Raw genomic sequence first — 13,628 nt, 5'->3', positions numbered from 1 at the left:
AATAGCTACTAAATCTTCTTTCTAATATATCTATTATACTGATGTCTTATAAAATAATTATAACCCCGGTTAAATAAACCATCGTTCTTTGCTGATACCTAAAGGCTAGCTTTTAATGAAATTTACAAAATAAGGTTCTGCCCCTAAGGTGCAAGGAGGTATATTTTATTTCTACATAATTCGATAGGTGACTGTCACCCTAGTGGGGACTGCCTTGCCTGGACCCACTTGTGTTTATCTCTAACTTTTCGCATCGCTTTGATTCCATTTCTTACCGAGGGACTGACCCCTTTGTGAGGGCTTGCCCGAACTTATTAAAGCCTTTGCTGAGCTTGATTTGAAGTTGCTAAGATCCAAGCCTATTTTTCAATTCTAATACCTTTTGCTTTGGAAGTTCCGTTATTTCAACTATATCTTCTACACTATCTCCTCTTTTTATCATTTTTTCTGCAACTTTTAATGCTTTTCTATCTTCACCAATATCTATTCCTTCTTCTCTACCTTCTTCTCTACCTTCTTCTCTACCTTCTTCTCTACCTTCTTCTTTAAGTTTTTTATCTAATTCAAGCTTTTCTATAATGCTTAATAAAAATTCTCTGTTATCATCGCTTATTCTTGCTGTTCCCATATTCTTATATACCTCCAATATTTCATTTGGATTTGCTTCTGCAAGCACATTCATTATTATTCCATATAGTGGGTTTTTTATATTGCTTATGTATTCCGTTATCCATCTTTTTATTAATTCTTTATTACTATGCTCTGTCTGAAGTAACTTTAAATACTTTGCTTCTTCATCCTTTAGTTCTTTTGCAACTATAAGTTGTGTTTCTATGTCTGTATTCTCTATGTAGTATATTCCATCATCTATCTTTTTTACTGCCGCTTTCTGTTCACTTTTTAAATACTCTATTAACTTCCTTGGATACTTACTTGAAGTTAATGTAATGGTCATTTCTTTTATATTTATCTTATTTGTTCCTTCTGATAAAGACTTATATAAATATGCATATGCTTTAACTTTATAATAGTCATCTATTGATATGTAATCTGTTGGTGATTTATACTCAAATATATTGTATTTTCTAAATATTTTCCCTATAAGTTTGTTTATTTCTATATTATCTAGTTTCTTTATAACTAATATATCTATTCTTAAAGGTTCATCTGTTAACTGATATTCTGTTAAAAATTCTAAGTGTTCTTTATATTCCTTTAGCTCTAACTGCATTGCCGCTGCAAATGCTGGATGCCACTTTATTTTTTCATTTGCCACTCTTATCACTGCCTTAGTTTTTTCTTTTATTATATCATATATATTTTTTCACTGAAATGCACATTAATGAAGTCAAAAAACATCCCTAAGGCTGTTCATGGACATTTTCTCATATTTCTACATAATTCAGGTGGTACCTGGTACCTCAGCTCGGACAAGCATGCTATCCGAGCTTGCTCCTAAGAAACTAGCTAACATACTTACCACCAATTATTTTCACCTTATTACTCAACTCCATTAAAAACAGTATATTTATTAGCTTGTTTCTGTTTATTTTTAGCATTACAACTAGTTCATCTACTGTCAAAGCTTTAAGACTAAGTGCTTTAATTATATCTTTTTCTAGAGTACTGTTATTAGTATCATCTATTATACTATTCCTACTTTCTATAAAATCATCAACTTGCTGTTCAATATATAGTAGTTGCTTTGTAGATAAATATATTTTTGCACCATCACTAATTAGTTTATTAGAACCTTTAAACGCTTTAGTGTATATATCCCCTGGCACTGCATATAATTCTTTTTTCTGCTTTATAGCATATTCAGCAGTTATTAATGCACCACTTTTTTCTCCTGCTTCAGTCACTAAAATTTTATTAGATAAAGCACTTATAATTCTATTTCTTTTAGGAAAGTATTCAGGTTTAGGCTGTGTAGTAGGAGGATATTCTGATATAATAACTCCGTTTTCCATAATCTTTTTCATAAGTTCTCTATGTTCTTTAGGATAGCAAATATCAACACTACATCCTAAAACAGCTACTGTAAATCCACTAGCTTTTAGACATGCTGTATGTGCATAGCTATCTATTCCTTTTGCCATTCCACTTATAACTGAAATATTATTTTTTGCTAAAAATTCCGCTGCTTCAACTGTAATCTTTTTACCATAGTCTGTACACCTTCTAGCTCCAACTATAGCAATTCCAGTTAAGTTTTTATGTAACGTTCCTTTATAATAAAGTACAATAGGAGTATCGTTATACTGTTTAATAGTTTCAGGAAAAGTATCATCATCAATAATCGTAATTTTTATCTCTTTATCATTACAATTCTTTAAAATATTTTTAGCACTAGTTAAACTTCTTGATTCTATTATTTTCTTGGCTGTTTCAGTTCCTATTCCTTCTACTGTTAGAAGTTCTTCCAAGTCTAAATTATATATTACTTCTGCCGATTTAAATCTATCTATTAGCTTTTTAGATATAATAGCACCTATTCCTTTAATCTGAGTTAACCAAATATAGTATAAATAATTTATGTTATTCATATTTTCTCCTAAACTACAATCATATTTGCCTGTTCTTTTTCCAAATCTCTACACATTAGTGCTTTTATTATATGATCTTTTCTTATGCTCTGAGATCCTTCTATATCAGCAAAAGTTCTCGCAACTCTTAAAAATTTATGGTATGTTCTTGCACTATATTTAAATCTTTCGTAAGCTAACTGCAATATTTTGCTGCTTTCACTATCTAATACACAAAATTCTTTAATAAGAGCTGAAGTCATTTGAGCATTGCAGTTAACATTGTTTATATTATTATATCTGTTAGTTTGTATCTTTCTAGCCTTTTCAACTATATCTTTTAATTCTTCTGAGCTTCTACCTTCTTTATGTTCAGATAAATCCATAAAGTTTACTGGTTGAACATACTTTTGTATATCAATTCTATCAAGTATAGGTCCCGAGATTTTGCTTCTGTATTTCATAACTTCATAATCAGAACAGTGACATCTTTCTTCTCCATAATATCCACAAGGACAAGGGTTCATTGCAGCTACTAACATAAAACTTGCTGGATAGCTATGTGAATATTTTACTCTTGATATATTCACAACATTATCTTCCATAGGTTGCCTTAAAGCCTCTAAAGTTCTTTTATTAAACTCTGCAATTTCATCTAAGAAAAGAACTCCATTATGAGCTAAAGATATCTCTCCAGGTTTTGCATAATTTCCTCCACCTATTAATGAGTTCATTGATGCATTATGATGAGGTGCTCTAAAAGGTCTTGATTCTACTAAAGTTCCTCTATTCTTTAATAACCCTGCTACACTATATATTTTTGTTACTTCCAATGCTTCTCCTTCAATCATAGAAGGTAAAATTGTAGGAATCCTCTTGGCTATCATAGATTTACCACATCCCGGCGAGCCTGATAAAATTATATTATGTCCACCTGCAGCTGCAGCAATGACAAAATCTATTATGCTGTCTTGTCCTTGTACATCTTTAAAATCTAATAAATTTGAAGTATTGGATGTATTTTTATCATAAGAAATTAATTGAAATTGATATGTATCTTTCTCAAAGAAGTCTATAATATCTTTTAGTGTTTCAAAAGCAAAGATATTTAATCCACTTACTAATTTAGCTTCTATGTAGTTTTCCTTTGGAACTATTAAATTACTTATTCCTTTTCTTTTCGCTTCTATGGCCATTGGCAGTACTCCTAAGCACGGTCTTAATTCTCCATTTAGAGATAGTTCTCCAATAAGTCCAAATTCATTAATCCTGTCAAAAGTAACCTGCTTAGTTTGAATTAATATACCAATTGCCATACCTAAATCAAAATGTGAGCCGCTTTTTTTCATGTCACAAGGTGCTAAATTGATTACCACTTTCATCTTAGGAAACTCATACTTTTCATGATTAATGGCTGCTTCTAGCCTTTCTCTAGCCTCTTTTACCGCTGCATCTCCAAGCCCTACAATGGAAACTGAAGGCTGACCGTATATAGTATCAGTTTCTATATTTACTACATATGCATCTATACCTGCTATTGCAAAACTATTAATAACTGATGCCATTAAACCACCTCTTCATCCTTGTTTATTTTTATAGCAATTTTAACAAATTTTCTATAAAGTTCTCTGTTGTTCTCTACTTTAAAATATGAAAGTATTTTTTTAGAATCTATAAGATTTTCTTTGTTAAGTCCTATAATCATGCTATAGCTACTCCATTCATATTCCTCTGGTTTTGCTACCATGTTAGCTCTTAACGGATTTAAATGTACATATCTACTGGCTTCCAGTATGTATCTATCATTTTCTATTAATTCTGCAAAATATCTTCCTTGAAATAAATGGCCAATTAAATTATATTTATTATTAAAGTACTTTGTATAAAATAAATTCACTCTTCTCATTATTTCACTTACTTTAAATCCACCTGTCTCAATAATTAAGTGGACATGATTTGTCATTAAACAATAACAGTATAGTATGCCGTTATATTTTTCTAAGGCCTCTTTTAATATAGTTAAATAAACTAGATAGTCTTCGCCATCTCTGTAAATATCGTTCCTATGGTTTCCTCTTGTTGTTATGTGATATACTGCACCTTGATACCACATTAGCTTTTTTCTTACCATTTTATTCTCCTACTTTAAATATAATATTTAAAGTATTGCCAAGTTTTGTTTGTGCAAAACTTCAATAAAAAATTTTATGAACTCAAACAAAAAAACAGCCCTACGGCTGTTTATGGACAACTTCTGAAAATTTTACAAATTACGGGTGGTACCAGATACCTTAGCGAGGACAGGCTTACTGTCCGAGCTTGCTTGGAAGTGCTAGGAGATACCTGGGATTTAGTTCCTTGCTAATTGGCGCACTGACAGTCACCTTGAATTGAAATTTTATTGTTTATTTTTTATATAAAAATGATATAATATAAATAGGGATACAACTCTGGTAAAGTTGTATCCCTATATGTACGTTTTTTAAGGTTTGTTATATAGTTTTTTTCTTATTTTCACGATTTGATTGTGGTGGTACACTCTCAAGCCGTTTTTCTTTATTTTTAGATCTATACTTTAATACACCTAAAATATTTAGTTCAAATTCCTCATTATAAATTCCTTTAGAATTTGAATAAATACTTATAACTGTAATTGAAACCATTGATACAACAATTATAACAGCAAAGAAAAAACAGCCCTAAGGCTATTTTAACAACTTCTCTTTTTTCTACAAATTGCGGGTGGTACCGCGTACCTTTGCGAGGACAAGCTTGCTGTCTGAGCTTGCTACATCAAATATATGTTTTCTTGTTTTTATGTCTTCTATATTATTATGCATCAATTATATTCTCTTTCTAGGGAAATTAAAATATAGCCTCTTAGTATTATTATACCAAATCCTTTAACCCTTTACACTTATGTTTCAACCTAATTTCACTAAAGGTATATTTATTAACTGCAAAAGAAAACAGCCCTAAGGCTGTTTTGGGATAACTTCTCTTTTTCTACAAATTGCGGGTGGTACCAGGTACCTTAGCGAGGACAAGCGTGCTTGCCGAGCTTACTAAAATCAAAATATTATTCAATTTTAGTGTTGAACCAAATTTTTTGTTTATTTTTTATTAAAAAATGATATAATATAAATAGAGATACAACTCTAGTAAAGTTGTATCCCTATATTTACGTTTTTTAAGGTGTATGATTATTTATGTCCTTTTGAATTAGTCGGTGTTGGCTCACCGGCTTTTTCTTTTTCCTTTGCTTCAATTTCTATTTTAACTATACCACAAATATTAATGACTATCTTTTTCAGGAATGTTCCTGTAAGATTTGAATTAATACTTATAGTAACTACTGCAATTATTGCTATAATAACTACTAAAGCTATAAGAACGCTCATATTCATCACCCCCTTTCTTTTGAAAATCAAAAGGGAGGACTTATCATCTGCTGATAAGGGAGGAAACGTATAAAACCCACCGTAGCTTTCAAACTACGATTCTTTATGTCTAATTTATTCAATTCATTTTAATTTCACTTAACCAATTCATCAAGAAAAAACAGCCCTAAGGCTGTTTTGGAACAACTTCTCTTTTTTCTACAAATTGCGGGTGGTACCTGGTACCTTTGCGAGAACAGGCTTCTGTTCGAGCTTGCTAATGGGGGATCGTTGCGAGAGGCCTGCCTTGAGCTTGCTACTTTCCGAGCTTGAAACTTAAACAGGAATAGAATCCATATATGCTGAGTCTTTACATATATCAATTCTGTTGTTCCACACTATAGTAGAATCAAGATTTTTATCTATATCCCAAGCAATGTTCCCTGATTCATCTATAAATACTTCTTTAAATTTATCTATATCTTTCAATATTTCAAATACTCCAAATAAGCTACTAGACATATCATATAATCTTAGTTCTTCATTATCAAACATTATAGTTAATGTATAATCATCGTTTGGAGTTATCTTTTTAATTTTTCTAGGTCCTTTTATAAAATATTCCCTAACTTTATCTGGAATTAAATTTGCTTCCAAAACACTCACCTCAATTTTTTATTTCAAGGGTTCTATTGGAAATAGCTCTTTCTGTAATTGAGCAAGATACCACTCTTCTTTTAATTCTTCTTGATGTAAAGCAGCCCATCCAAATAGCATTTTAAGTTGTTTATTGGGCATAGTACCGCTAAGTAATTCTATATCTTCAATAGTAATACAACAATTATATTCCCCATATTCGGCATGAAAATGTGGAGGAAGATGATCTTTATAATTAATATAAATCTTTATTCCTCTAAACATACATATCGTTGGCATATTATTAAGTCCCTTCTACAAATAATCCTATCTATAAGAACTCTATTTATTCTTTTTTATAGAGTTATTTATCAATAGCTTTTCAATTTCATTTTAGCATTAGTTTTTGCATAATTCAATAATTTTAACTTCGTTAAATGCTCATTTCTCTAAATAAAAAATAAAAGCATAACAGACTTCTATCTGTCATACTTTTCATTTTTGTTCACGACCCCTGGGGATCCGTTGCGAAAGGCTTGCCTTGAGCTTGCTATGCTTGGCGCACGGTCTGACCCCTTCGTGAGGGCTTCCCCCAACTTGCTACTATTACATTTCAATAGCCTTATCATATTCATAACTTTTAATATATAAAGTATCCCTACTCAAATCAGCTCCACACTTCCAGCATACTGTACCAAAATCAATATATGCATTTTGGAATTCATCAATGTTATTAATAGGTTTAAAAACTTCATATTGAAGATATGGTTTAACATCAAATACTTTCTGTTCATTTGTTTCAAATCTTAATAACAATTTGTAATCTTTAAGAACGCTAACCTCAACAACTTTTGGACTCATTTTATTCATCATAACACCTCTTTATAAATTTATTTTAGGTGGTATTTTCCCAAAATTTTTTCCTGAAACAGCTTTATTCCATCTGTCCTACAATTCCTCCTTATGGATAAGAATCCAAGCAGTAATTATCTTATGAGTTCTATTATCAATTCTACCAGCTAATATCTTTCCTGTTGCTATTGAAATGGACGCTTCTTTACCATCAGACAATTCTACATGAAAATGTGGTTCCTGATGCCTATCAGTATCCATATAATTCATATATATTCTTACATTATCAAATCTAGTTAACTCGCCCACTTAATCACCTACACTTGCCTATAGAATATATCTATTTTCTAATATTTTAATAGTTTCATCAAATACATACTTTCTTAAATATTATTATACCAAAAACTTAACCTTATTACATCTATATTTTAACTTTCATTCGCTAAATACTCATTTTCTCTAACTAAAAAAGGAAAACAAAGCAGAATATCTACCCGTTTTCCCTTTCACTATTTCCATTTTTTACATGAGGGCCTGACCCCTTTGTGAGGGCTTGCCGAACTTGCTTCCTCCGAGGTGTTAGAAGGTAACTGCAAGTTAGCTCCTTGCTTAAAATTTTTGTTTATTTTTCATTAAAAAATGTTATAATATAAATAGAGATACAACTCTGGTAAAGTTGTATCCCTATATGTACGTTTTTTAGAGTGTCAATAATTAATGTTTCTTGTTATCACGGTTTGAAGGTGTCTCACCACCCTCAAGCCGTTTTTCTTTATTTTTAGATTTATATTTTAACACACCTAAAATATTTAATTCAAATTCTTCATGATAAATTCCTTTAGAGTTTGAATAAATACTTATAATTGTAACTGAAACTATTCCCACTACAATTATAATAGCCAAGAAAACACTCATATCATCACCCCCTTTCTTTTGAAAATCAAAAGGGAGGACTTATCATCTGCTGATAAGGGGGGAAGCGTACAAAACCCACCGTAGCTTTCAAACTACGATTCTTTATGTCTAATTTATTCAATTCATTTTAATTTCACTTAACCAATTCATCAAGAAAAAACAGCCCTAAGGCTGTTTTGGAACAACTTCTCTTTTTTCTACAAATTGCGGGTGGTACCGCGTACCTTTGCGAGGACAAGCTTGCTTTCCGAGCTTGCTAAATATACAATTTCTAATATTGCAAGAATATTCTTTTACTATTGCAAATGACTTAAATTCGCTAATATGTTTTTTCTCATTTAGTCCAATATATTCCTTAGCCTTAAAAACTATTATTGAATTTAGTAATATACTAATCAATTTTCCATACAGAAAACACTGAAATCTATGAAGCTTAACCTTCTTAACTCTATCTATTTTAAATATTGACTTCCATATTTTAAACATTACCTCAACCTGCCATCTTAAGGTATACAGCTCATGGATTTGTTCGGCACATAATGCCTTTTTATCAATATTAGTTACGTAGATATTTATACTGTTCCATATATCAAGTCTTTCATCATCCATCCTAGATTTATACCTTTTGTCTGCTTTTTGATTTTTTAACTCTCTCTTTTTCTTGTTTTCTTCTGATAATTTGGTTATAATTAACCTGGTTTTTAGATTTTTATTGCTCTCTACGTAAGCGTCTGGAATATCAAGTGTTTCGCCTTCTTTAAGGCTCTTTGCTTTTTCTAGTATGTCTACTTGGGCGTATCTTTTTTCCTCACTTATATATATAACCGTATATTTTTTCAACTTAGATATATAATAAGCTTCATTTTTATTTATTATTTTCAAGTCATCCATTTTAAAATAACCCAGATCCTTTAAAATTAAGTCCTTAGGCTGTATAGATTTCTGAGTTTCAGGTATATATGATGTATCACTTGTAGCAGCATTTCCAACATCACAAGATAAGAACTGACCTGAAAGAATGTCATATTGTAATTGAATTTTTACTGCTGCACTTGCACTATGCCCGCCTGTACCTTTATAAGTGTTTTTTTAGTTATCTGAAATTTTAAATGATGTTGAATCTACTACATTTATTCTTTTAAACAAATCTTGAAGCTTTGAGCCATCTTTTCTCAAAATATTATTTTGACTTACTAAAAGTTCTTTTAGAACTTCCTTTAAAAATTTCACTGAATTCTCATTAAATCTCTCATTTAGTGCTTGTGGAGATATAATTGTATTTTCCTCTGCAGCTATTATCGAACATAGATTTGATAATGAAGTTTTGCATATCGAATCTTTATAAAAGGCACATAAAGATATAAACTTTTGTGCCGTCAGAGTACTTTCTCTTTGAACAAATTTTGTTTCTTTAGCAACTTTGTTTATAAATTCAAGAGTGAATGCTTGTCTTAAACATTCTATCAATTTTCTGACCATTTTACTCATTAGTATAATATCCTTTCTTTTTTTAGAGTGCAGAAAAGTATATCATATTTACAATAAAAATGTCAGCTTAGCTTGATGGCTATGGGGGAGCGTTGGCGGACCCTTGGGACGCCTTGCTATTTAATTTTTGCACAGTCTGCCGGGGAGCGTTGCGAAGGACTGGAGGGCCTGAGCTTGCTACGAACTTGCTACGAAGAACCGAAGGCACTAAGCTTACTAATCACTCCAAAAATATCTATTTATTTTTTCTAAAGGATCCTTATCAGATGGCATATGTTTAGAAATCTTTAATCTCTTTTCAGCTAATCTATCTACTTTTCCAATAATTTTAGCTGGATTTCCACCAACTATTACACCTTCCGATACATCTTTAGTGACTACACTTCCTGCTGCTATAATAGCATTAGGTCCTATTTTGACATCATACATTATAGTACTATTGGCTCCAATAAATACATTATCGAATATCTCAATCTTTCCCATATAGTATCCATAACTTCCATTTCGATTGAAGTAATCTGAATGATTAAATAAATCACATGTTATATCGTGTGTTATGAATGTAACATTAGAAGCTATACAAACATTATTATGTAATGATAATAAATAAGGTTCTGACGGGATTCTTATTGGGTGATAATAACAATTTTCGCCTTGATAATGAAATATTTTATATTTTTTTAAATAAGCAGCTCTCTTTTTTCCATTCCTTTTTAATAATAAGGTTAATATCATAAATAGTCTATTCATATCTATTCTTTTCCCTTCTTTAAACTAATTATTTAATCTCTCAATACTCATTAAAATAAAACAATAAATAAATCAAAAATAAAAAAATATAATCAGTCCATCAACAATAATTTATATTTTATTTAAATAACTTATTTACTAGATAATTAAAATTATTATTTATTCTAATATCTTTATAAATACTTATTTATTATAGGAATTTTAGTTAATATAAAAGTCAATGAAAATGAACATAAAAAAACACTAATCCAAAATATTGGTATACCTATAAAAAAAGGATAATTGAATGGCGTGAATTTAAAAAATTTTAAAAAAAGATTTAAAAAAAACATATGTATAATATATATACCAAATGAACATCTAGATAATAGACTTATAAACTTCGAGTACCATTCATCTAACTTATATGACTGTTCTCTCATAAAAATATAAATAGATATAGAAAAAGTTATTATTACTGGAGAATTATATGCTGATAAAAATTTAATTTTTCCTACTCCAAAATAATTTTGTAAAAATGAACATAAAATAAGAATTATGATATTAAATAACCCCAAACTGTATACTAATTTTATTTTTTTTGTAGTTATATTAATTTGACTTAGATAATATCCTAAAACATAATAGAATGGATAAATTGTAATTATAGGAATATATATTCCTACTTTTATATCTAGAAAATGTTCCGCGGTTGGAATTATACTATTAAAAATAAATGTAATAATTAAAAAATATTTAATTTCAGCCTTATTTGAGTAAGTTATTATTTTTTTTAAAAAAGGGGTAACAATATATAATCCAATTAACATATATAAGTACCACATATGTGCCCATGTTTCTCCCTGTACCATATTAAAAATTGCATGTGATAATTGTAATAAATTAATGGATCTTTCAATAAATACTATTTCAATCCATGCATATATTGTTCCAAACACTATAAGTATTAATAACATTCGTAAAATATACTTATTAAATAATTTTCCTAATGAAATTTCTTTTAACGGATTTAATAGCAAAGCTCCTGTTATCATCAAAAATATAGGTACAGCCCAACATGTTAAATTATAAATAGAACGATATATTATTAAATCCACTATGGAAGTTTTTGTATTAAGTATAAGTGCAGAATTAACTGTATGGATTAAAACAACTGCACATATAGAGAATACTCTTAAGAATTCTAAATAAATAATTTTATTATTATTCAATTTTTTCATAAACTCATTTTCTCCCATTAAACATTTTTTTATTTTAATCATTGATTATAACTACATAGCATTATCACGGCTTATAAATTCATTACTTTTTACATTTGTAGATATTGACTATTGTTTTCTAAATACATGCTTAATAAATACTAATTCCTTTGTTATTAATAAACTTAAAATATAAATTACAGTAGCAAGTCCAACTTTTAATGTTATTGATAAAATTATATTGTTACAATTCACATTAATTAAATTCATAGCAAGTATCATAAATATTGCAATAAGCATACTTTTATATATTTCTTTTATAAGCCTATAAATACTTTTTTCTAAAACTATATATATTAATAAATAGCATACTATTAAAAAATTAATAAAGAAGGATATTACTACTCCTATAGCTACATATTCTATAGTTTTGCTAGTTAAACCTATTAAAACACAAGTTATTGTAGATATAGTAGTAAAAATTCCGCATTTAAATAATTCTCTAGTTCTACCAGTTGCTTGAAAAATTGACCCAGAACATGATGATATCATCTGTATCCAAATAGAAATACTAAGAATCTTAAAAGAAGGTATGCTCCTTATCCATTTTTCTCCAAATAAGATGATTACTATTTCATCTGCACAAAAAAAGCATATAACTGCTACATAAACTCCAAGTAATGATAGAAGTTTTATTACTTTCAAAAAATATTCATATATAACTTCTTTGTTATCTTGATAATCAGACAATATTGGATGCAATACAGGAGTAATTACAAATGTTAAATTTTGCAAAGGATATAGCATTAATTTATATGCCTTGTCATAAAATCCAAGTAAATCATCTCCCATAAATTTTCCTATCAAAATATTATCTAAATTTCTGGAAAAATAATTGACAAAATTAAATCCAAATTGATATGCTGAATAATTCTTAATAATCTTAATACCATCATTACTATAAACAAAATAAATTTTTAATTTTGATTTAAATAAATTTAAAAAAAACAACAGAGCATTAGTTATAACTGAATTAATTATTAATGAATAATAGCTAGAACCTTTCATAGCCAAAATAATTGTTATAAATCCGACTATTATATTTATACTTACAGTTATAATACCAATATCTTTAAATCTTTTTTGTTTAAGCATTAATGAACTTGGTACAATATTTGCTATACTAAAAAATATACTTAATGAAAGAATTCTACCTAATTTTATATAAATTGAATTAGTATAAAAATATGCAATTCCATATGAAAAAAAAGAAAAAGATATAGATAATATTATTCCTGTGAAAAGAGTAAATAAAAATATATTAGATATGTTTCTATCATTTAATTCCTTATTTTGTATAATAGCTGGACCTATCCCCATATCTGCCAAAATATTAAAAAAACTTATAAAAACCATAATTACTGCTACTATTCCAAATTCATTTGGAGTTAATAATCTTGCCAATATAGAGTTTATTATCAGTTGAATAATTACATTTGAATATTTTGCTATACAATTAATTAAAGCCGCTTTTCTTATATTTACTGTACTCATTTACTGCTCCTAATATATATAATTGATATTTTTACTATATAATTTTCAAGCTAAGTTTAACACTTAGCTTGTTAATGATTGTCTATTTCAATATTATAATATGTACTACTTATATTTAATTAGCTACTATACTTAAACAATATATAATTACTGAAAGTAGTATTAATAAAATTTTTAAAATTCTAAACAATATAAAATTATATAAATCCAATTTAAAATTGCTTTAATTATAAATATCATTTAATTTTGTACATTTTCTCATAATATTTCTGATAATCCCCAGAGGTTACATTCTTCATCCACTCTTGATTATCTAAATACCATTT

At 28.7% G+C, this 13,628-nt stretch carries 14 protein-coding genes and 2 pseudogenes; all 16 read right to left on the bottom strand.

The window, feature by feature from the left end; translation table 11 throughout:
- Positions 1-346: 346 nt before the first annotated feature.
- Positions 347-1,276, bottom strand: coding sequence for a 3-isopropylmalate dehydrogenase (locus HGI79_RS16985; protein ID WP_185651872.1), 930 nt, complete (start codon positions 1,274-1,276; stop codon positions 347-349).
- Positions 1,277-1,463: 187 nt separating this feature from the next.
- Positions 1,464-2,549 carry a DNA-processing protein DprA gene (dprA, locus tag HGI79_RS16980; protein ID WP_185651871.1) on the bottom strand — a complete coding sequence of 362 codons (1,086 nt, stop codon included), beginning with the start codon at positions 2,547-2,549 and terminating at the stop codon, positions 1,464-1,466.
- Between the two features lie 8 nt (positions 2,550-2,557).
- Positions 2,558-4,093 carry a YifB family Mg chelatase-like AAA ATPase gene (locus tag HGI79_RS16975; RefSeq protein WP_185651870.1) on the bottom strand — a complete coding sequence of 512 codons (1,536 nt, stop codon included), beginning with the start codon at positions 4,091-4,093 and terminating at the stop codon, positions 2,558-2,560.
- Positions 4,093-4,659, bottom strand: a complete 567-nt coding sequence (locus HGI79_RS16970) for a transposase (protein ID WP_185651869.1) — start codon at positions 4,657-4,659, stop codon at positions 4,093-4,095. Before HGI79_RS16970 ends, HGI79_RS16975 begins: the two co-directional genes overlap by 1 nt.
- 361 nt (positions 4,660-5,020) lie before the next feature.
- Positions 5,021-5,191, bottom strand: coding sequence for a hypothetical protein (locus HGI79_RS16965; protein WP_185651868.1), 171 nt, complete (start codon positions 5,189-5,191; stop codon positions 5,021-5,023).
- A 540-nt stretch (positions 5,192-5,731) separates the two neighbouring features.
- Positions 5,732-5,929, bottom strand: coding sequence for a hypothetical protein (locus HGI79_RS16960; protein WP_185651867.1), 198 nt, complete (start codon positions 5,927-5,929; stop codon positions 5,732-5,734).
- 315 nt (positions 5,930-6,244) lie between these two features.
- A complete protein-coding gene (locus HGI79_RS16955) occupies positions 6,245-6,565 on the bottom strand; it encodes a DUF2442 domain-containing protein (protein ID WP_185651866.1) in 321 nt (106 codons plus the stop codon).
- An 18-nt stretch (positions 6,566-6,583) separates the two neighbouring features.
- Positions 6,584-6,844 (bottom strand): DUF4160 domain-containing protein, encoded by a 261-nt coding sequence (locus HGI79_RS16950; protein WP_185651865.1) that lies wholly within the window; start codon positions 6,842-6,844, stop codon positions 6,584-6,586.
- Positions 6,845-7,150: 306 nt separating this feature from the next.
- The gene (locus HGI79_RS16945) at positions 7,151-7,414 is read right to left on the bottom strand and encodes a DUF2442 domain-containing protein (RefSeq protein ID WP_185651864.1); all 264 of its coding nucleotides are present in this window, start codon (positions 7,412-7,414) and stop codon (positions 7,151-7,153) included.
- Between the two features lie 78 nt (positions 7,415-7,492).
- On the bottom strand, positions 7,493-7,705 hold the full coding sequence (locus HGI79_RS16940) for a DUF4160 domain-containing protein (protein ID WP_185651863.1): 213 nt from the start codon (positions 7,703-7,705) through the stop codon (positions 7,493-7,495).
- Positions 7,706-8,110: 405 nt separating this feature from the next.
- Entirely contained in the window at positions 8,111-8,311 is a 201-nt protein-coding gene (locus tag HGI79_RS16935) for a hypothetical protein (RefSeq protein WP_185651862.1), read from the bottom strand.
- 165 nt (positions 8,312-8,476) lie between these two features.
- Positions 8,477-9,385: pseudogene (locus tag HGI79_RS16930) on the bottom strand (IS4 family transposase); the annotation flags it as partial.
- A gap of 15 nt (positions 9,386-9,400) precedes the next feature.
- Entirely contained in the window at positions 9,401-9,799 is a 399-nt protein-coding gene (locus HGI79_RS16925) for a hypothetical protein (protein WP_185651861.1), read from the bottom strand.
- Positions 9,800-10,015: 216 nt separating this feature from the next.
- Positions 10,016-10,279: pseudogene (locus HGI79_RS23725) on the bottom strand (acyltransferase); the annotation flags it as partial.
- 443 nt (positions 10,280-10,722) lie between these two features.
- Entirely contained in the window at positions 10,723-11,769 is a 1,047-nt protein-coding gene (locus tag HGI79_RS16915) for an acyltransferase (RefSeq protein ID WP_185651859.1), read from the bottom strand.
- A gap of 108 nt (positions 11,770-11,877) precedes the next feature.
- Positions 11,878-13,302, bottom strand: a complete 1,425-nt coding sequence (locus tag HGI79_RS16910) for a lipopolysaccharide biosynthesis protein (protein WP_185651858.1) — start codon at positions 13,300-13,302, stop codon at positions 11,878-11,880.
- Between the last annotated feature and the right edge of the window lie 326 nt (positions 13,303-13,628).

The organism is Clostridium sp. DJ247, assembly GCF_014231265.1.
The sequence above is the reverse complement of the archived record's forward strand: the minus strand, read 5'-3'. Positions and strand labels throughout refer to the sequence as shown.